This is a genomic window from Rathayibacter sp. VKM Ac-2803 (assembly GCF_009807175.1).
In the GTDB taxonomy this organism is placed as follows: Bacteria; Actinomycetota; Actinomycetes; order Actinomycetales; family Microbacteriaceae; genus Rathayibacter.
Window position 1 is genome coordinate 1,601,640 of sequence record NZ_WUCD01000001.1, and the last position, 18,727, is coordinate 1,620,366.

The following is an 18,727-nucleotide window of genomic DNA, read 5'->3' on the forward strand; positions in this document are numbered from 1 at the left end:
CCTGATTCAATACTCGTATGCAGGAATCGAGCGGGACCAGAGCGGCGGAGGTGACGACCGACACGGTCGGTGCGCTCGGCGATCTCGCGGCGCGCCTCGGGTTCGCGTCCGCGCAGGTGCTCCTCGCGCGGGCCGCGGCGCTGCACGCGGCGTATCGGGCGGCCCTCCGCGTCCCGGAGGCCTTCGCGGGCGGTCGTCACCTGTCTCGGAGCGAGTCCCACGACCTGGTCGAGCGATCGATCCGTGCCGAGCTGGCCGTCGCGCTGCGGCTGTCGGAGCGGGCGCTGTCGCACGCACTCGAGCACGCGCTGCTGCTCGTGGAGGATCTCCCGCGCACCCGTGAGGCTCTCGCGGCCGGCCTCATCCTGTGGGAGGCGAGTGAGGTCGTCTGCGCTGCCGCGAGCACTCTGCCGACCGAGTCACGGGCAGCGCTGGACGCGCGCGCCGCGGCAGCGGCCCTCACCACGACGCCGACGCAGCTGCGACGAGCGGTGGGCCGCATCCGGGACGACGTGCACGGGGAGCCTCTCGCGAAGCGGCACGCGCGCGCCCGCGCGGATCGGACGGTGTGGGTGAGTCCCGAGTACGACGGGATGGCCACGCTCTGCGCGGTACTGCCCGCACCCTCCGCGACGGCGCGAGCGAGGAGCCCGCCGGCAGGCGTGACGAGCGCACGCTCGCCCAGCTGCGAGCGGACGCGCTGGCCGATCTGCTGACCGACGGCGACATCGCCGGCACGACCCCGGTCACCGGCCCGGACGACGCGCCGGCGACCTTCGTGTCCGGGGTGCGGGCCGAGGTGCGGCTCACCGTCTCCGCGAGCACCGCCGCCGGCGTCGACGATGCGCCCGCCGACCTCGACGGCTACGGACTCGTCCCCGCCGACATCGCCCGAGAGCTTGTGGGCACCGCTGCGTCCTTCACCCGGGTCCTGATCGAGCCGGAGACCGGGAGGGTCGTCTCCGTCGGCCGCACCCACCGGGTTCCGCCGCCGCGGATGCGCCTGGCGCTGCAGTTGCGCGATCGGACCTGCCGTTTCCCGGGCTGCACCCGTCCCGCGTCCACGTCCGAGGCCGACCACACCATCGAGTGGCGCAACGGCGGCGAGACGGCGCTCGAGAACCTGTGCTCGCTCTGCGCCGGCCACCACCACGTCCGTCACGGCGACCGCTGGACCTACGTCCTCCATCCGGACGGCACCGCGGAGTGGGCCACCCCGACCGGACGCCGAGTCACCACTCGCCCGCCCGGCCTGTCCGAGGACTCACCCGAGCCGCCTCCGTCACCGCGCTTCACGGAGGCGCCACCATCCTTCTGACCGACCTCTCGATGGGCGAGCCCGATCACGTGCGCGTCCGGATCGGTCCGATCCCCGGTGCTGACGCTGCCGCCTGCTCAGACGCCCCAGTTCGCGGACGGCGCGCGGATCGCCGAGATGGTGACCTCGTCGTCCGCGATCGCCATCACCGAATTCACCAGATCGTTGCCGTTCGAGGACCCGACCGAGGTCTCGTCGAACAGGAAGAGCCCGGCGGACTCGGGGCCCGCGCCCTCGAGGATCCCATCGGGGTGCTCCACCCGCACGTCGGCGGTCGCGTCGCCGACCGAGACCCCGCCCAGGGTGCTGACGGCGACATCGCCGACCGTGGGGGCGGTCGCGCCGACCATGAAGTCGGGCTCGGGGAACTCCAGCTCCGGATCTCCCGCGTCGTAGACCTCGGTGTCCTTGAAGTCGAATCCGGGCCACGAGTAGGCCCGCGAGCGGAAGCCTTCATAGGGCACGTCGTCCGACTCGGTCGGCGTGCTGCCGAACGCCTCCGTGAGCGCCGCGATCGCGCCCGTCCCGTCGCGGTAGTCCCAGGTGCCGAGCTCGGCCCCGGAGGCGTCCACCAGCGAGAACGAGATCGGACCGATCAGGAGGCTCGTCGCATCCGCCATCGCGGGCGTCTCGCCGGGGGTGGGCGTCCCGGTACCCGAGTCACTCGGCGCGGAGGAGGAGCTCGGCGCGGAGTCCGTCGATGTCGGCGCGGGGGCCGCCTCGCCGGCGGAGGACGTCGGGTCCGCTCCCGGCTCGGCGGGGACGCAGCCGGCCAGAGCGGTGGCGACGACGGCCGTCAGGACGGCGGCGGTGAGTGTGCGGGAACGGATGTGCATGGCGGAGACCCCCGGAGAGCGGACAGCGGAGGCCCGGATCGTCCCCCTCCGCTCATCCTCGGGCCGTCGAGTCCGCGCTGCGCGCGCGGCGCGGTAACGATCCGGTAAGACCTCCCGCGGCGACGGTGATCGCCGCGACCTCATGACTGCAGGCGTGCTCCTCCGGTGTCCTGATCCGAGAAGTCGAGGAAGTCGAGATCCGAGATGTCGGTCATCTCCTCGCTCCACGCCGGCCGGGCCGGCTGCATCCGCCGCGTCTCCCGCTCGATGGACGCGATCACGTCCTCGTCGACCGGCTCGTCGCCGTGGCTCTTCTCGACCGGGATCGAGAACAGCTGGCTCCCCGGACCGATCAGGAGGTGCGCGTACGCATTGCTCCCGCCCTCGGTGACGACCGGGATCGTGACGACGTCGGACTTGCCGACATCGGCGAGAGCGCGGGCGTAGCGGAGCACGGCCTTGCACGTGATGTCGGCGACGAGGACGAACCCGCTCGCGTAGTGGAGTCTTCTCATACCTTCCACCGCGCGCGCTCCGGGAGCCGGGGCACAGGGGGTTGCCGATCGCGAGGGCCGCGGAACGCCTGCGCGGGTAGGGTGTGACCAGCGTTCACGCCCTGCTCCTGCGGAGATGCGTCTTCATGACGACGACCGAAGGTCCTGTGGTTCCTGTGCTGATCATCCCTCCCCGCGGTGCCTCGTGACGGGCGCCGCGACCGCCCGCTCTCCTGACGGCGACGACGGGGACGGCGACGCCGGCGAGCTCGCTCCGCTGCTCGCGTCGTTCGTGACGATGCTCCCCGTCGACGACGCCGCCGCCTCCACGCTGAGTGATCCGTTCGACCCCGAGGTGCTCGTCGCGACGAGCACGCGCGCCGGTGCGCTCGACGAGGCGCAGATCGATCTCGGCGAGGGACCGGCCTGGCGGGCTTACCGGAGCGGGCGCCCGGTCGAGCTGCACGTCTCCCGCGCCGAGGACGTCGGCTCGTGGCCCTTCTTCTGCTCCGATCTCGCGGCATCTGAGGTGCAGTCGGTGCTGTGCGTCCCCCTCGTCCTCGGCACGCTCGGCGTCGGCGCCGTCTCGCTCTACTGCGACGCACCGGTCGTGTTCGAGCGCGAGGATCTGCATCTGGCGAAGGGCCTCGCCGCGGTCCTGGCCTGCGCGATCATCGCACAGGCGCTCGAGAGGGCGCAGAGCGGCGCCGGCGCGCACGACGCGGCGCTGTCCCGCCGCGAGGTCCATCAGGCGACCGGGATGGTCTTCAGCCAGACCGGATCCTCCACCGACGAGGCACTCCTGATGATCCGCGCGCACGCCTTCGCCACCGGCACGACCGTCCGCGAGGTCGCGTCGCGCGTCGTCGCGCGAACCCTGGACTTCACTCCCGACGCTGCGTCGGACGACGGAAAGTAGGACCTCGCATGCCCACCACGACTCACGAGCAGATGCTCCTCGAGACGCTGACCGCCGTCGCCGACACCCTCGTCGACGACTTCGACATCGTCGAGTTCCTCCACGACCTCGTCGAGCGGTGCGCCGCGATCTTCGACGCCGTCGACGTCGGCATCGTCCTGGCCGACCCGCACGGCGACCTCGTGGTGATGGCCTCGACCAGCGAGCGGATGCACCTCATCGAGGCGCTGCAGCTCTCGGCCGGCGACGGCCCCTGCATGGAGTCGTACACCACCGGCTCCGCGATCACCGCGGGCACGCTCGACGACATCCAGAGCCGGTGGCCGGCGTTCGCCGAGGGAGTGGGGGAGTCGGGCTACCAGTCGGTGCACGCCGTGCCGCTGCGCCTGCAAAGCGAGACGATCGGGTCGCTGAACTTCTTCAGCGACCGCGCGGGCGAGCTCGGGCCGAGTGACGTCCGGGCTGCGCAGACCATCGCCGACGTCGCGACCATCGGGCTCGTTCAGCAGCGCACCGTCCGGGAGGCGTCCGTCGCCCGCGATCAGCTGCAGCTCGCCGTGAAGGCGCGCGTGCTCATCGAGCAGGCGAAGGGCGCCATCGCGCACAGCAGGACCGTCGACATGGAGACGGCGTGGGACATCCTCCGCGACCTCGCCCGCTCGCGCCGGGCCAGCGTCTCCGACACGGCCCGCGGCATCATCGACCGGGTCGTGCCGCTGGACGCCTAGGGCGACGGCGAGCGGTCGGCCGTCTCGGCGCGGTGGTCGAGGGCGACGATGAATCCGCCCACGAGCCGTTCGAAGCTGCGATCGATGTCGGCGCTCCACTGGAACGCCCCGGCCGTCTCGTACGAGACGAACCCGTGCAGCGTCGAGCGGAAGGCGCGGATGGCGTCGACGGCGTCGTTCCCGTCGAGCCGGTAGGCGGTGAGCACGTCGGCGATCACCTGGACCGCGGCGACCGAGATCGCCTCGTCCTCGACGTCGCCGGGAGCCGGCATCCGGTTGGCCGCCTCGTAGCGGGCGGGATGCTGCAGCGCCCATGCGCGGTAAGCGTGGGACATCGCCGAGATCGCCTCCGCTCCCGAGCGGCCGGCGGAGGCCCGCGCGAGCACCTCGCCCAGATCGCGCTTGGCCCGGACTGCGATGTCGCGGTGCAGGCCGGCCATCGAGTCGATGTGCTTGTAGAGGGAGGGCTGACGGACGCCGAGCCGCTCGGCCAGGGCGGAGAGGGTGAGCGTCGCGAGACCGACCTCGTCGGCCATCGCGGCGGCCTCCTCCGCGACGCGGTCGCGGGTCAGTCCGGCCCTAGGCACGGGGGCCGTCGTTCAGTGGAGTCATGACCTCATCCTGCTCGTCTTGTCAGCTAATATCAATAGCTAATGGCTATTGACTATAGCTTTGGGCTGGGCCACGCTGAGTCCATCACCCACCGCGAACCCGGAACGGAAGACATCATGAGCATCGTCCTCGCCACCACGGTCGACATCACCGCCACCCCCGACGAGGTCTGGGAGGTCCTCTCCGACTTCTCCTCGTACGGCGAGTGGAGCAACCTCTCCCGCATCGACGGAACGCCGGAGCTCGGCACCACGCTGACGATGCGGATGCCCGGGTTCTGGTTCTCGTCCGACGTCACCGACGTCACCGAGGGCCGCCTGCTGCAGTGGTCGGCGACGATCCTGACGGCGCGCCTCTTCCTCGGCGAGCACACCTTCACCCTCGTCGGCAACGACGACGGCACGACCCGGGTCCACAGCACCGAGACGTTCTCCGGGATCCTCACGAAGCCGTTCGAGGGCCTCTTCGCGAAGAACCACGACGACGGCGGCTACGCGGCGTTCAACGCGGCGCTGAAGGGCCGGGTCGAGGCCCGCGCGCTGCAGGCCGCCTAGCGCCTGCTCAGTACACGAACCACTGCAGCCACTCGCGGTTGTGAGCGTGCACGAGCGCGAGGAACACGACCAGGTCGAAGAGCAGGTGCACGCAGATCACATAGGTGAGCGACTTCGTCTTCGAGAAGATGTAGCCCTGAAGCAGCGCGAAGGGGATCGTGAACGCCGGAGCCCACTCGCGGTAGCCGAGCTCCCAGAGGAACGACACGAAGACCACGGCCTGCAGGATGTTCGCCTGCCACATCGGGAGGTGGCGGCGCAGCACGGCGAACACGACGCAGATGAAGAACAGCTCGTCCCAGATTCCGACGAACCCGACGCCGACGAACAGGCGCGCGATCTCGTCGGGCGCAGAGATCGCCGGCCAGTTCAGGTAGGCGCCCGAGCGGATGAAGTAGAACGGCAGCAGGATCCAGCCGAGCACGACGACCGCCGGCAGGTAGGACTTCTCGAGGGTCGTCCAGCGCTGACCGGTCCGCAGCGGGAAGCGGATGATCCGCCGCTTCGTCCCGTAGTGGTCGATCGCCCAGGGCACGGCGACCGCCGCCGAGAGCACGAACCCCATCAGCGCCATGTTGGGGTAGTCGAGGTTGGCCTCGACCGAGATCGTGCTGACGACGACCAGCCCCGCCGCGATCAGCGACAGGTCGACGGCGAGAGTGCGGTCGATGAGGAGCGCCAGCAGGAGGCTCGCCGCGAGCACGAGGTAGCCCGCGATCGGCAGGCGCAGACCGAACAGCAGCAGTGCCGAGAGCGAGATCCCTGCGGCCGGGGCGAGCGCGGGTTTCACGGTCCCAGGGTAGGCGGAGGATCCTGCTCCGGGGTACTTTCACAGTGAAGTGTTATCACCATGAAGCTATCGTGGTCGGAGGCGGCACGAGGTCGCCTCGGAACGGAAGCGATCCACCATGCCCCCCACCTCCATTCCCCGCGTCCTCGTCACCGGCGCGAGCATCGCCGGGCCAGCCCTCGCCTGGGGCCTCGAGCGGTCCGGCTTCGACGTCACACTGCTCGAGCGCTCCCCGGCCCAGCGCGAGACCGGGCAGAACATCGACATCCGCGGGATCGGCCGAGACGTCGTCGATCGGATGGGCATCCGCGAGAGGGTGATGCAGAACCTCACCGGGGAGCAGGGCACCCGGTACGTCGACGACGCGGGGCGCCCCTACGCCCTGTTCCCCCGCGCGGAGGGGGAGGACGGCCCGACCGCCGAGATCGAGATCCTCCGCGGTGCCCTCGCGCAGATCCTCGTCGATCTCGTCTCCGACTCCGTCGACCTCCGGTACGGCGACTTCATCGCGGGGGTCGAGCAGGACTCCGCCGGCGTCGACGTCCGATTCGACAGCGGAGCCGCCGAGCGCTTCGATCTCGTCGTCGTCGCCGAGGGGCGCAGCTCGCGGACACGGCGGCTCCTCTTCGCCGACGAGACCGAGTACCGCGACTTCGGCGTCAGCATCACCTACGGCACGATCGACCGCCTCGACTCCGATGTCGACCAGTGGGACTGGTACACCGCCACGAGGGGCCGGGTCGCCTCGATCCGTCCCGACAACCTCGGGACGATCCGGGCGAGCATGTCGTTCGAGTCCGAGCCGATGGGGTTCGAGACGCTGCCCGTCGACGTGCAGCTGTCGATCCTGCGCGAGCGGTTCCGCGGTGCGGGCTGGCAGACCGAGCGCATCCTCGACGGATTCGACGCTCGCCCCGACGAGTTCTACACCCAGCGGATGGAGCAGGTCGTCGTCTCGCGCTGGAGCAGGGGCCGCGTCGTCCTCCTCGGCGACGCGGCATGGGGATCGGGTCCGACGGGCATGGGCACGACGCTGTCGCTCGTCGGCGCGCACATCCTGGCCGGAGAGCTCGCGGCGGCCGCCGCTCCGCAGCAGGCCTTCGCCCGCTACGAGCGGCTGCTCCGCGGCTACGCCGACAGCGCGCAGGGCCTTCCCCCGGGCGGGGCTCGACTCCTGCACCCGTCGACCCGGGCCGGAGTCAGGGCGATGCGGACCCTGTACCGCATCGCCTCCGCTGCGCCGCTGCGCCGCTTCGCGCAGAGCACCCTGCTCACCAGCGCGCGGAACGTGCCCGACCTGCCGAGCTACCCGAGCCTCGCGAGGTGACGGGCGCCTTCCGCGACACGGCAGAATCCCAGGCATGACCGACCTCCGCTCCGAGACCCTCGAGGCCCTCCGCCGCTACGCGGTGCGCTACCAGGAGTCGTCGCACCACTTCGCGACGTGGATGCGACTCCCCACGACCGACGGCGTGGCACTGGGCGAGATCCTCTGGGCCGAGAACGCGGGCGACCCGCTCTCGGCCGCGCGACTCCGGCTGCGGATCGGTCTGACGTCGGGCGCGACGAACGCCCTCGTCAACCGCCTCGAGGAGCGCGGCCTCGTCCGCCGCAGCCGCGAGAGCACCGACCGGCGCATCGTCAGCCTCCGCGCGACCGAGACGGCACGGCGCGAGAGCAGCGGGTTCCTCGGCAGCCGTGCCGAGGAGCTGGACACCGCCCTCGCGGAGTACGACCCGGCGACCCTCGCGACGATCCGCGACTTCCTCGATCGCTTCGCCGACGTCCTCCCGGTCGGCGAGCCCACCTGATCCGCGAGCCCACCTGATCGACGAGTCGCACCCGCGGCGTGTCTCCTCCGCGTGACGCGCCTGCCGGACGCGTGCGCACGGCAGAATGGGGCGGGATGACCTCCACACCCCCGCCTCTCGGCCTCCTCCTCGACGTCGACGGCCCCATCGCGAGCCCCGTGACCCGCACGATCTCGATCCCGGCGATCGCCGACGACCTCGTCGCGCTCGCCAACGCGGGCATCCCGATCGTCTTCAACACCGGGCGCTCCGACGCGTTCCTCCGCGAGCGGGTGCTGCCCTCGCTCCTCGAGCGCGGTGTCTCGGCCGACGCCCGCATCGTCTGCGTCTGCGAGAAGGGTGCCGTGTGGTTCACGGTCGACTACCGCGGCACCTCCGAGCCGATCGTCGACGAGTCGCTCGCGATCCCGGAGGCGGTGGCGCGCGATCTCGAGCGGATGATCCGCTCCGACTACGACGACCTGGTCTTCTTCGACGAGACCAAGCGCGCGATGGTGTCGGCCGAGCAGCTCGTCGACCTCTCGAGCGAGGACTACCTCGAGCGGCAGCTGGTCTTCGACGCCGACGCGCTGCAGATCATGACGGCTGCGGGCCTCGGGGTCGAGCGCCGGGGCATCCGCTACCCGGACGACTCGGGGAAGGTCGAGTACCGCATCGACCCGACCGTGATCTCGACCGACATCGAGTCGAACCGCCTCGGGAAGGACCTGGGCGCCCAGCGCGCCGTCGAGCTGCTCGGCGCGACGGGCGCGATCCCGCAGCGCTGGCGCACGGTCGGCGACTCCCGGAGCGACTACGCCATGGCCGACTGGCTCTTCGAGCACGCGTACGACGTCGCGCACGTCGACGTCCGCCCGGCCGAGGGCGTGCCCGAGAAGCCCTACCCCGTGCTCGTGGTCGACGGCCTGATCAATGACGAGGCCGGCGCGAGCGTGCTGAAGCGCTGGACCGAGCTCGTGGCCGACGACACGACCCCCGAGGTCGGCGGCGGGATCTCGCTCCACGCCCGCGACTGATCCGCCACCCCTCGTCCGGATCGGCGGGGGTCGCTAGCGTTCGAGGCATGAGAATCGCAGTCACCGGTGGATCCGGCAAGCTCGGCCGCAACGTCGTCACCCGCCTCCGGGCGTCGGGCCACGACGTGTTCAACCTCGACCGTGCGGGGGAGCGCGGGGCGGGCTTCGTCCGCATCGACGTCTCCGACTACGGCCAGGTCGTCGACGCCCTGCAGTCGGTGAACGACCAGTACGACGGAGTCGACGCCCTCGTGCACCTCGCCGCGATCCCGGCTCCCGGGATGGTCCCCGACATCGCCACCTTCCACAACAACATGACGTCGACGTTCAACGTCTTCCACGCGGCGATCCGCGCGGGCATCCGCACCATCGTGCACGCGTCGAGCGAGACCGTCCTCGGTCTGCCGTTCGACGAGGCGCCGCCCTACATCCCCGTCGACGAGAAGTACCCGGCCCGCCCGGAGTCGGTGTACTCGCTGACCAAGGTGCTCGAGGAAGCGCTCGCCGTCGAGCTCTGCCGCTGGCACCCGGACCTCAAGATGATCGGCCTGCGCTTCTCGAACGTCATGGACGAGGCGGACTACGCCGAGTTCCCGTCGTTCGACTCCGACGCCCTGGCCCGCAAGTGGAACCTCTGGGGCTACATCGACGGCCGCGACGGAGCCCAGGCGGTCGAGAAGGCGCTCGAGCTCGACGCGACCGGGTACGACCGCTTCATCATCGCGGCCGCCGACACCGTCATGACGCGGCCCAACGCCGAGCTGGTCGCCGAGGTCTTCCCCGGCGTCGAGATCCGCGGCGAGCTCGGAGTGAACGACACCCTGCTCTCGATCGACCACGCCCGCGAGGTCCTCGGCTACGCCCCCGAGCACTCCTGGCGCGACTCGCAGAGCTGACGCCACACCGGGAGCCCTCTGGGGAGCACCTCCGGCTCGTAGAAACACGTTCGGCTCGCAGGAATCCGCGGATTCTGCGAGCCGAACGTGGTTTCACGAGCCGGAGGTCAGGGGGTCTGACGCTCAGTCGGGGATGTAGTTGAACGAGTCGGGGTCGGGCCCGGTCCGCTGGTCGCGGTTGAGCGCCGTGATCGCCGTCATCGACTCGTCGTCCAGCTCGAAGTCGAAGAGAGCGAAGTTCTCCTCGACGCGGGCGCGTGTCACCGACTTCGGGAAGACGATGTCGCCGCGCTGGAGGTGCCAGCGCAGCACGACCTGGGCGGGGGAGCGGCCGACGTTGCCGGCGATGCGCGTGATGGCCTCGTCGTCGAGGACGAGCCCCTGCGCGATCGGCGACCACGCCTCCGTGGCGATGCCGTGCTCCGTGCCGTAGGCGCGCAGCTCCTCCTGGGTCAGGTAGGGGTGCACCTCGATCTGGTTCACGGCCGGGACGATGGTCGCCTCGGCGCGGAGCCGGTTGAGGTGATTGGTCTGGAAGTTGGAGACGCCGATCGCCTTCGCCTTGCCGCTGCGGTAGATCTCCTCCATCGCCTTCCAGGTCTCCAGGTAGTCGCCCACGTTCGGCAGCGGCCAGTGGATCAGGAAGAGGTCGACGTAGTCGAACTGCAGCTCGCCGAGGGTGACGTCGATCGCGGCGAGAGCGTCCTCGCGGGCGTGGAAGCCGTTGTTCAGCTTGCTCGTGACGAAGACCTCCGAGCGGTCCAGGCCGGAGGCGCGGACGGCCTCGCCCACGCCGGCCTCGTTGCCGTACATCTCGGCGGTGTCGATGTGGCGGTAGCCGACCTCGAGCGCCGCGAGAGTGGCGTCCTTGGTCTCGGCGGGATCGATCTGGAAGACGCCGAATCCCAGCTGGGGGATCTCGACTCCGTTGTTCAGGGTGATCGTGGGGACAGTGTTCTCGTCCGAGCTCATACTCGAGCGTCCTTTCGTCGGTGTGCAGGTTCCAGTCCAGGCCCCGGAGCCTCTCGGCTGCAAGGCCTTGCGCGGCGCGCGAACACGACGAAGGCCCCGGCGCGGACGCCGGGGCCTTCGAGTCGCGTGATGCTTACGCGCGGGACTTGCGGCCCGTGATCGCGCCGTAGATCAGCAGGACGATGATCGCGCCGACCACCGCGAGGATGATGCTGACGAAGTTGAAGCCCATCGGGTCGTCGCGCCCGAAGAGCGCTCCGCCGATGAATCCGCCGAGCAGCGCGCCGACGATGCCGAGGATGATGGTGATGATCCAGCCACCGCCCTGCTTGCCGGGGAGGATGAGCTTTGCAAGTGCCCCGGCGATGAGGCCGAGGACGATCCAACCGATGATGCCCATGGTGTTTTCTCCTTAGTGTCAGTGCTCGATCGGCCGTTCCGATACGAGCGTCGACGCCGGTCGTGATGGCGTCGTGAGTCGAGTGGTGACGGTCAGCGGAGGGAGCGCTGCACCTTGTCGCGAGCCTTGGCTGCGACCTTGGCGAAGTGCTTCGCTTCACGCTTCGAGGTCTTCTTGAGCTTCTTGCGCGTCTTCTTCGTGGCGGGGTCGTTCCACACGCCGAGCGCGAGGTGGCGGAGCTCTTCGTAGCGACCACGGCCGGCGCGAGCACCGAAGACGTAGGCGGCGAGAGCGACGAGTGCCAGCAGGACGAGGCGGGGATTCATGCAGTGACCCTTCCGACGGAGAGCACGGGGCGTGCTCGTCACCTACTGTGGCTCGCCGGGAGACTCGTGACAATTCAGGGCCAGACCATTGACAGCGGCCCCTGTCGTCGTGCGACGCGGGCGCGCTCAGGGTCTCAGGCCGGGGAGCAGGCTCGCGCGCCGAGGTCCGATCCGCTCGCGAAGCGCTCGTGCAGGTACGCGCCGTAGCCGCCCGTGACGCGGTTGTCGCGGCGGCCGGAGGTGACCACCTCGCCCCGGTCGGTGGCCCCCACCGCTGCGCCGGTCGCGCGCAGCCGGTCGACCAGGCGGACGTCCTCGTGCAGCGGCTCCGCTCCGAAGCCGCCCGCGGCGAGGTAGGCGCTGGCTCTGACGCCGAGGTTCGCTCCGTGGATGCTGCCGATCGACTCCTCCCGGGCGCGGGTGTCGAGCCACCGGCCGTACATCTCCGGGTCCAGGTCGGCGGGCTCGGGGCGCACGGTCCCGAGCAGGGCGTCGTGCTCGCGTGCGTGCTCGACGTGGGCGCGCAGCCAGTCGACCGGCACGATCGAGTCGGCGTCGGTGTTCGCCAGCCAGATCCGGTCGGAGGCGGCGCTCGCGTCGGCGAGGGCGTGCGCGATCCCCGCGGCGCGGGCCGCCCCGACTCCGCAGCGCTCGATCTCGAGCACCTCGGCTCCGGCCGACCGGGCGCGCTCGGCGGTCGCGTCCGAGCAGCCGTCGGCCGCGACGACGAGCCGCACTTCGACCCAGGGGTGCGACCGCGAGAGGTGCTCGGCGCTCGCGACGACCGAGGCGACGAGTCCGCCGATCCGCTCCTCCTCGTCGTGCGCGGGGACCACGACGAGGACGTGCTCGATCGGGACCGCGTCGATCGGCCCGTCGATCACAGCAGCCCCGTGCGCCGCGCGGCCGAGCGCCCGTCGCGGGAGTGCACCTCGAGCAGGACGTCCTCCTCCTCGTGCCGCACCAGCCGGTGCAGGCCGAGGCGCCCGACGGCGCGCTGCACCGCGTCGCCGTCGAGCTCGACGCCCTCGATCGGGTGCCGCCAGTGCACCGTGACCAGATCCCCACCGGGCGCGAGCTCGTCGAGGATGCCCGTCAGAGCGTCCTCGAGCGCCGGCTCCCCGAGGTAGTAGCCGACCTCCGAGAGCACGACGAGATCGAACGGACCCTCCGGCACGCCGCGGGTGATGTCGTGGTGCTCGACCCGGACGTGCTCGAGGGCGGCGAGACGGCGAGCGGCCCGGTCGACCGCGGCGGCCGAGACGTCGACGGCGAGCAGCCGGTCCGCGCGAGCGGCGAGAGCCTCGGCGAGCACGCCGATCGAGGCGCCGATCTCGAGGACCGATCCGTAGCGCTGCTCGGGCAGGCTCGCCAGGGTGAGGGCGCGCTTGCGCTCCTCGTACCAGCGGCTCGTGTACCCCCAGGGGTCCTCGTGCCGCGCGTACAGCTCGTCGAAGTAGCTCATCCGCGCACCCGCACCAGTCGGTCGCCGCCGGCGAAGGTCCGGAGGAAGAGCGGGTGCAGCACCGCGTCCGTCCCGCCGGGTCCCGGCGCGGTCTGGCTCCGGTAGCAGTCGAGGGCCGCCCGCTTGCGCCCGGCCGCCTCCGCGTCGAGCTCGACCTTCACCAGCTCGGGCCACGGCACCTCCTCGTGCGCCGGGTCCGCCCAGTGCCACAGCCAGATCGGCGCCGCCAGCGCGGGATGCCCGAGCTCGGCGGCGACCTCGGCGCAGATCTCGCCGACGACGCGGTGGTCGCGGTGGCCGTCGCGCGCCCAGGTCGAGATCAGCAGCACGCTCCCCGCCGGTCCCGTGGCGCGTGCCCGCACCTCGTCGACGATGCGCTCGCGGTGGTCGGGCGTCGCCGAGTCGGGCACCTCGAGGTACGCGAGTCCGATGCCGTCGCCGAGCCGCGCCAGCGCCTGCTCGGCCTCGTGCCGCCGCTCGTCGGCGAGGTCGGCGGAGGCGCCTCCGTGCGCCGCCGCTCCGTCCGTCACGATCACGACGTCCACCGGTGTCCCGAGACGGCGCGCGAGCGCGATCGTGCCCCCGCAGCCGAGCGTCTCGTCGTCGGCGTGCGCCACGACGACGAGGATCCGCTCGACGGCCGGCGCCGCGAGAAGACCCTGCTCGAGCACGGGGAGGCGGTCGAACCGGCCGTCCGCCCGCCAGACCTCGAGCGGCGTGCCCTCGAGGTGGCCGTCGAAGCTCACCACCGGGCCACCGCCCCGGAGGCGAGGACCGCGCGGCCGAGCGACTCGTCGTCGCGCTCGGCGTGGTGCTGGCGGAGGTAGAGGGAGAGGTCGGCGACCCGCTTGGCGTGCTCGGCGTCGAGGGCGAGCGGAGCCGGTCCGAGCGCCCGGCCGGCACGCAGGAGGATCTCCTCCGCGGCCCCAGCGACGCTCGCGCGGACCCGCTTGGCGAGCAGGGAGCCGTCGGGCCCCTGCGCCCGGCCGTCGTCGATCAGCGCGGCGGCCTCGTCGAGTGCGCGCCGAGCGGCCGACAGCGCCGTGTCGATCGCGCCGAGGTGCGCGAGCAGGTGCGGATCCGCGCGCAGCTCGGCCGCCCGCGCGACGGTCGCCGCCACTCCGAGGGCCCCGCCGTGCCAGCAGGCGGCCACGCCGATGCCGCCCCAGGCGAAGCCGGGCCGCGACAGGTACCAGCCCGCCTCGCCGACCGCCCGGGCCGGTGCCGCGGCGAAGCGGACCGGGCCGCTCGGGATCTCGACGAGACCCCGCGCGTGCCAGGCGCCCGCCTCCGGGACCGCCCGTCCGTCGCCGAGAGCGACGGCGAAGAGACGGCGCTCACCGGAGGCGTCGCCGACGTGCGCGGTGACCAGCGCGGCGTCGAGGCGGTCGGCCAGCGAGCACCACGGCTTCACTCCGTCGAGCAGCCAGTCGGCGCCGGAGGGGCGTGCGACGAGCGGCTCGTCCCCGCCCTCCGCGGCGAACACTCCCCAGGTCGCGTCGGCGGCGATGCCGACGTCGGAGGGGGCGAGTTGCGCCTCGGCGAGGATCGCCCGCGCGTCGAGGTGCGGCTCGACGGCCCTGGCGACCCCGAGGTCGTGCCGGGCGAGCCGCTCCAGCAGCGCGAGGAGCTCGGCGGTGCGACCCGACCCGGGCAGCGGCGCGTCGGCGCCGATCCCGCGGGCCAGGGCGAGCGCGCCGTCGACGTCGTCGGGCAGGCGGTCGTCGGGCAGGGGGGCGGGGTCGAGGGGATCCATCCCACTCGACGCTACGCAGTCCGAGAGCCCCCGGGAGCCCGATTGCCGCGGGAGCCCCCGCGGTGCTAGCGGAGGGACCGCCGTCAGACGCCGAAGTCGAGGGCGTTGATCCGCTGCAGGAGCCCCGCGAACAGCTCGACGTCGCCGACGTCCCAGCGGCGCAGCTCCTCGTGCATCAGCGCCCGGTTCGAGCTGCGGATCTCGCGCAGCCGCTCGGCCGTGCGCTCCGTCACCGCGAGGATCGTCACGCGCCCGTCCGCCGGGTCCGGTGTCCGCGCCAGGAATCCCAGCCGGTCCAGCGCCGAGATCTGGCGGCTCAGCGCCGACTTGTCCATCTCGAGCAGCTCGGCGAGGGCACCGGAGGGGAGCGGGCCGCGACGCTCCAGCGCCGACAGGATCCGGTAGCCGAGCGGCGACAGCTCCGGATGCAGCTGCTCGGCGTACGAGCGCATCGCCGCTCGGAACCGGGTGAGGAGGGTGCTCAGCTCGCCCTCGACCGAGGCGATCGCGGAGTCGGCACCGGGCGACGAGGACGGAGCGGTCATGACTCCATGATTCCCGTCCGGCCACCGCCCCGCCGACTCCGACTTGCGCCGGACCCCTGTCGCGTCGTACGCTCTCCGGAGCCAAAGACCGCCGGTTTCCGGTGTGCGCACGAGCAGGGGCCCAGGCCTCCGCGAGATCGCCACCGGACGAAGGATTCGCAGAGCGAATGGCCCGCGCAGGTGTGCAAGAGAATCAGAACCGCGATTCATCGCGACTCCCGAAGCTCCCGCGCTCCTGCGCCGGAGCTTTTTTCTTTGCCTGCTTTCGGGCTACCGGCACGAGAATTCACAGGAGTAACCATGGCGAACAAGGAAGCCTCGGTCGCCGAGCTCACGGACAAGTTCCAGAGCTCGACCGCCGTTCTGCTGACCGAGTACCGCGGTCTCACTGTTGCTCAGCTCAAGACGCTGCGCAAGGACATCAGTGAGCACGCGACCTACGCCGTGGTGAAGAACACGCTGACCAAGATCGCGGCGAACAACGCCGGGATCACGTCATTCGACGACGAGCTCGCCGGCCCCTCGGCCATCGCGTTCGTGCACGGCGACCCTGTCGCCGTGGCCAAGTCGCTGCGTGCCTTCGCCAAGGCAAACCCTCTGCTCGTGGTCAAGGGCGGTTACTTCGACGGTAACCCGCTGACCGCAGAAGAGGTGGGCAAGCTCGCCGACCTCGAGTCCCGCGAAGTTCTGCTCGGCAAGCTCGCCGGCGCCTTCAAGGCCTCGCTGTTCGGTGCCGCATATCTGTTCCAGGCGCCGCTGTCCAAGGCCGTTCGCACGGTCGAGGCGCTGCGCGAGAAGCAGGAGTCCGCGAGCTGATCCGTTCCCCTCGGGAAACGGTGCGCACGCGGTTCGTAGACAAGAAAAACTAGGAGAAAAATCATGGCAAAGCTCACGCAGGACGAGCTCATCGAGGCTTTCAAGGAGCTCACGCTCATCGAGCTCTCTGAGTTCGTCAAGAAGTTCGAAGAGGTCTTCGAGGTCACCGCCGCCGCGCCCGTCGCCGCTGCAGGCGCCGCCGGACCGGCCGCCCCCGTCGAAGAGGTCGAGGAGCAGACCGAGTTCGACGTCGTGCTCGAGGCCGCCGGCGAGAAGAAGATCCAGGTCATCAAGGAGGTCCGCGCGCTCACCAGCCTCGGCCTCGGCGAGGCGAAGGCAGTCGTCGACGGCGCCCCCAAGGCTGTCCTCGAGGCCGTCAACAAGGAGACCGCCGAGAAGGCCAAGGCCCAGCTCGAGGCCGCCGGCGCGACCGTCACCGTCAAGTAGTCAGCACTCCCCGGCTCCGGCCGGTCGCAGGGCGTCGTCTCCTCGGAGGCGGCGCCCTGCGTCGTTCCCGGGCTGCTTCCGCGCGGGCTCTAGGATCGGAGGGTGACAGCACCCGATCCGCTCGCCGGCCTGCCGGCCCGCGACGTCCCGCCCAGCGAGGTCTCGCTGAGCGAGCTCCTGAGCGACTTCGTCTCGGTCACCCACCGGATCACGCGGCTCGCGGCGCAGGCGACCGACAACCAGGAGTCGCAGGCCGTCTGGCGCACCCTCTCGGTGCTGCTGTCGATGGGTCCGATGCGGCTCGGCGAGCTGGCCGTGCAGAGCCGGGTGTCGCAGCCCACCATGACCAAGATCGTGAAGAACCTCGTCGAGGCGGGCTGGCTCGACCGCATCGCGGACCCGGCCGACGCGCGCGCCTGGCAGATCGCCCTCGCCGGAGCCGGTGCGGACGCGCTCGCGGCGTGGCGCTCGCAGCTCGGCGACGCGCTGACCCCGATCTTCGACGACCTCTCGCCGGAGGACCGCCGCGTCCTCGAGCGCGCGGTCGAGATCATGCACGAGCGCCTCGTGGTGGCCCCGCGCCCCTGACCGTCACGCCCCTGACCGACACGCCCCTGTCCGTCAGGCCCCGGTCCGCACGCTCCTCGGCGCCGAGGTGCTCGTCCTGATGACGAGGGTGGCCGGGATCGTCGTGTGACGCGCCGGGGGAGGAGCCTCGCCCCGGGCGCCCGCCGCCAGTGCCTCCAGGAGGAGCTCGACCGCCAGCTCGCCCTGCTGCCGTGGATCCTGCCTGATCGAGCTGAGCCCGAACAGCTCGGCGAGGGGATGGTCGTCGATCCCGATCACCGAGAGGTCCTCTGGCACCGACAGGCCGAGCTCGCGCGCCGCGAGGATGATCCCGATCGCGATCTCGTCGGAGGCGGCGAAGATCGCCGTCGGCCGTGTCCTCGGGTCGCCGAGGACCTGCCGGCCCGCCCGGTGCCCGCCCGGGATGTCGAACCTCGTGGGGACGAACGAGGCCGGGTCGTACGGGAGGCCGGACGCGCGCACCGCGTCGCGGAACCCGTCGCGGCGCTTGGTGTGCACGTGGAAGTCCATCTCCTCCTCCGCGAGACCGCCGATGTGGACGATGCGCTCGTGCCCGAGGGAGAGCAGGTGCTCGGTGGCCAGGCGGGCGGCGGCGACGTCGTCGATGCTGAAGGTGGGTATGCCGGGGAGCTCGCCGCCGATGCCGACGACCGGCCTGCCCAGCGCGAGGAGCGCCTCCGTCTCGTCGGGCGAGATCTCGAGGGTGACCGCGACGATCGCGTCGACGCGCTTGCGGACGAGGTAGTACTCGAAGACGCTGCGGCGCGCGTCGAGGTGCTTGTCCATCGTGTACAGCAGCAGGTCGTAGCCCGCGGCGAGGAGGGCGTGCTCGATCCCCTCGATGATGCCGCCGAAGAACCACTGGTTGATCCTGGGGATGATGACGGCGATGTTGTTGCTCCGCCCGGTGACCAGGCTCGAGGCGTTCGCCGAGACGACGTAGCCGAGGCTCGCTGCGGCGCCCTCGACCCGCTGCTTGGTGCTCGCCGAGACGTAGCCGCGGCCGCTGAGGGCGCGCGAGACGGTCGCCTTCGAGACCCCGGCGAGTTCGGCGACCTCTTCGATGCCCGGCACGGCGTCCTTCCCGACCGTCCGGCGTCGATGCTGGAAACGGTTCCAGGAATGTATACCCCGTAGGGAGGAGGACGGCCACCTCCGGATCGGCGCCCGAGGCCGAGACCCCCGCCAGAACCCCGGTTCGACGCCGGATCGTTATCTCAGAGAGCGCTCTATCGCGGCCGTTGTGATTTCATCGGAGTTGTGGAAAGGTTTCCCCCCGTGGGTCCCGCCCACAGCAACCCGGTGATCGGCTCGGAGTTCCTCCTGGCCTCGCCGTCAACAGCATCAGAGTCCTGGCGACCTCGGCTTCGAGCCGCCACAGCCCGCCGGTCCCCGGTCGGGTGCGGCTCACCCGGTCGATCCGAGGCCCGATGCTGAA

23 protein-coding genes and 1 pseudogene are annotated in these 18,727 nt (G+C 71.2%); 11 read left to right on the forward strand and 13 right to left on the reverse strand.

From position 1 onward, the window contains the following. Positions 1 to 17 precede the first annotated feature (17 nt). Positions 18 to 1,318: pseudogene (locus tag GRS96_RS20910) on the forward strand (DUF222 domain-containing protein). 77 nt (positions 1,319 to 1,395) lie between these two features. Here the strand turns inward: GRS96_RS20910 and GRS96_RS07510 are convergent. After that, entirely contained in the window at positions 1,396 to 2,154 is a 759-nt protein-coding gene (locus tag GRS96_RS07510) for a hypothetical protein (RefSeq protein WP_159988160.1), read from the reverse strand. 140 nt (positions 2,155 to 2,294) lie between these two features. Continuing rightward, entirely contained in the window at positions 2,295 to 2,669 is a 375-nt protein-coding gene (locus tag GRS96_RS07515) for a hypothetical protein (RefSeq protein WP_159854269.1), read from the reverse strand. Positions 2,670 to 2,853: 184 nt separating this feature from the next. Here GRS96_RS07515 and GRS96_RS07520 point away from each other — a divergent pair, with 184 nt between their 5' ends. Together GRS96_RS07520 and GRS96_RS07525 are read left to right on the forward strand one after the other, a co-directional pair. Continuing rightward, the gene (locus GRS96_RS07520; protein ID WP_159988161.1) at positions 2,854 to 3,567 is read left to right on the forward strand and encodes a GAF and ANTAR domain-containing protein; all 714 of its coding nucleotides are present in this window, start codon (positions 2,854 to 2,856) and stop codon (positions 3,565 to 3,567) included. 8 nt (positions 3,568 to 3,575) lie between these two features. Next, positions 3,576 to 4,295: a GAF and ANTAR domain-containing protein gene (locus GRS96_RS07525; RefSeq protein ID WP_159988162.1), complete on the forward strand. Its 720-nt coding sequence runs from the start codon at positions 3,576 to 3,578 to the stop codon at positions 4,293 to 4,295. On the opposite strand, the gene GRS96_RS07530 is transcribed toward GRS96_RS07525, so the two are convergent. Then, positions 4,292 to 4,882, reverse strand: a complete 591-nt coding sequence (locus GRS96_RS07530) for a TetR/AcrR family transcriptional regulator (RefSeq protein ID WP_159988163.1) — start codon at positions 4,880 to 4,882, stop codon at positions 4,292 to 4,294. The two genes, GRS96_RS07525 and GRS96_RS07530, sit on opposite strands and share 4 nt — an antisense overlap. Before the next feature lie 141 nt (positions 4,883 to 5,023). On the opposite strand from GRS96_RS07530, the gene GRS96_RS07535 reads away from it, so the two are divergent. Then, positions 5,024 to 5,461, forward strand: coding sequence for an SRPBCC domain-containing protein (locus GRS96_RS07535; protein WP_159988164.1), 438 nt, complete (start codon positions 5,024 to 5,026; stop codon positions 5,459 to 5,461). A 7-nt stretch (positions 5,462 to 5,468) separates the two neighbouring features. Here the strand turns inward: GRS96_RS07535 and GRS96_RS07540 are convergent, their stop codons facing one another. Next, entirely contained in the window at positions 5,469 to 6,251 is a 783-nt protein-coding gene (locus GRS96_RS07540) for a CPBP family intramembrane glutamic endopeptidase (protein ID WP_159854261.1), read from the reverse strand. Positions 6,252 to 6,369: 118 nt separating this feature from the next. On the opposite strand from GRS96_RS07540, the gene GRS96_RS07545 reads away from it, so the two are divergent. From GRS96_RS07545 to GRS96_RS07560, 4 genes are all read left to right on the forward strand, one after another. After that, a complete protein-coding gene (locus tag GRS96_RS07545) occupies positions 6,370 to 7,578 on the forward strand; it encodes an FAD-dependent monooxygenase (RefSeq protein ID WP_159854259.1) in 1,209 nt (402 codons plus the stop codon). A 34-nt stretch (positions 7,579 to 7,612) separates the two neighbouring features. Further along, entirely contained in the window at positions 7,613 to 8,062 is a 450-nt protein-coding gene (locus GRS96_RS07550) for a MarR family winged helix-turn-helix transcriptional regulator (RefSeq protein WP_159854257.1), read from the forward strand. Between the two features lie 95 nt (positions 8,063 to 8,157). Beyond that, complete coding sequence (locus GRS96_RS07555; protein WP_159988165.1) at positions 8,158 to 9,078, forward strand: hypothetical protein; 921 nt, start codon at positions 8,158 to 8,160, stop codon at positions 9,076 to 9,078. 47 nt (positions 9,079 to 9,125) lie between these two features. Then, positions 9,126 to 9,974, forward strand: a complete 849-nt coding sequence (locus GRS96_RS07560; protein WP_159988166.1) for an NAD-dependent epimerase/dehydratase family protein — start codon at positions 9,126 to 9,128, stop codon at positions 9,972 to 9,974. 123 nt (positions 9,975 to 10,097) lie between these two features. Here the strand turns inward: GRS96_RS07560 and GRS96_RS07565 are convergent, their stop codons facing one another. The 8 genes from GRS96_RS07565 to GRS96_RS07600 all read right to left on the reverse strand — a co-directional run bounded on the left by GRS96_RS07565 (position 10,098) and on the right by GRS96_RS07600 (position 15,438). Further along, positions 10,098 to 10,946, reverse strand: coding sequence for an aldo/keto reductase (locus GRS96_RS07565; protein WP_159988167.1), 849 nt, complete (start codon positions 10,944 to 10,946; stop codon positions 10,098 to 10,100). Between the two features lie 133 nt (positions 10,947 to 11,079). Further along, the gene (locus GRS96_RS07570) at positions 11,080 to 11,346 is read right to left on the reverse strand and encodes a GlsB/YeaQ/YmgE family stress response membrane protein (protein WP_085476966.1); all 267 of its coding nucleotides are present in this window, start codon (positions 11,344 to 11,346) and stop codon (positions 11,080 to 11,082) included. A 92-nt stretch (positions 11,347 to 11,438) separates the two neighbouring features. Next, the gene (locus GRS96_RS07575; RefSeq protein WP_159854249.1) at positions 11,439 to 11,672 is read right to left on the reverse strand and encodes a hypothetical protein; all 234 of its coding nucleotides are present in this window, start codon (positions 11,670 to 11,672) and stop codon (positions 11,439 to 11,441) included. 134 nt (positions 11,673 to 11,806) lie between these two features. Beyond that, on the reverse strand, positions 11,807 to 12,556 hold the full coding sequence (locus tag GRS96_RS07580; RefSeq protein ID WP_159988168.1) for a glycosyltransferase: 750 nt from the start codon (positions 12,554 to 12,556) through the stop codon (positions 11,807 to 11,809). Then, positions 12,553 to 13,137 carry an SAM-dependent methyltransferase gene (locus tag GRS96_RS07585; RefSeq protein ID WP_159854245.1) on the reverse strand — a complete coding sequence of 195 codons (585 nt, stop codon included), beginning with the start codon at positions 13,135 to 13,137 and terminating at the stop codon, positions 12,553 to 12,555. The genes GRS96_RS07580 and GRS96_RS07585 overlap by 4 nt, the downstream gene beginning before the upstream one ends. Continuing rightward, positions 13,134 to 13,886 carry a PIG-L deacetylase family protein gene (locus GRS96_RS07590; protein WP_159988169.1) on the reverse strand — a complete coding sequence of 251 codons (753 nt, stop codon included), beginning with the start codon at positions 13,884 to 13,886 and terminating at the stop codon, positions 13,134 to 13,136. Before GRS96_RS07590 ends, GRS96_RS07585 begins: the two co-directional genes overlap by 4 nt. After that, on the reverse strand, positions 13,880 to 14,893 hold the full coding sequence (locus tag GRS96_RS07595) for an acyl-CoA dehydrogenase family protein (RefSeq protein ID WP_159854242.1): 1,014 nt from the start codon (positions 14,891 to 14,893) through the stop codon (positions 13,880 to 13,882). The genes GRS96_RS07590 and GRS96_RS07595 overlap by 7 nt, the downstream gene beginning before the upstream one ends. Before the next feature lie 83 nt (positions 14,894 to 14,976). Further along, a complete protein-coding gene (locus GRS96_RS07600; protein ID WP_159854240.1) occupies positions 14,977 to 15,438 on the reverse strand; it encodes a MarR family winged helix-turn-helix transcriptional regulator in 462 nt (153 codons plus the stop codon). A 300-nt stretch (positions 15,439 to 15,738) separates the two neighbouring features. On the opposite strand from GRS96_RS07600, the gene rplJ reads away from it, so the two are divergent. From rplJ to GRS96_RS07615, 3 genes are all read left to right on the forward strand, one after another. Beyond that, positions 15,739 to 16,254, forward strand: a complete 516-nt coding sequence (rplJ, locus tag GRS96_RS07605) for a 50S ribosomal protein L10 (RefSeq protein ID WP_056041671.1) — start codon at positions 15,739 to 15,741, stop codon at positions 16,252 to 16,254. A 63-nt stretch (positions 16,255 to 16,317) separates the two neighbouring features. Further along, positions 16,318 to 16,701 carry a 50S ribosomal protein L7/L12 gene (gene rplL / locus GRS96_RS07610; protein ID WP_056041673.1) on the forward strand — a complete coding sequence of 128 codons (384 nt, stop codon included), beginning with the start codon at positions 16,318 to 16,320 and terminating at the stop codon, positions 16,699 to 16,701. Positions 16,702 to 16,803: 102 nt separating this feature from the next. Then, the gene (locus tag GRS96_RS07615; protein ID WP_235021840.1) at positions 16,804 to 17,289 is read left to right on the forward strand and encodes a MarR family winged helix-turn-helix transcriptional regulator; all 486 of its coding nucleotides are present in this window, start codon (positions 16,804 to 16,806) and stop codon (positions 17,287 to 17,289) included. A gap of 33 nt (positions 17,290 to 17,322) precedes the next feature. Here GRS96_RS07615 and GRS96_RS07620 read toward each other — a convergent pair whose 3' ends face one another. Beyond that, on the reverse strand, positions 17,323 to 18,363 hold the full coding sequence (locus GRS96_RS07620) for a LacI family DNA-binding transcriptional regulator (RefSeq protein ID WP_159854238.1): 1,041 nt from the start codon (positions 18,361 to 18,363) through the stop codon (positions 17,323 to 17,325). Positions 18,364 to 18,727: the final 364 nt, after the last annotated feature.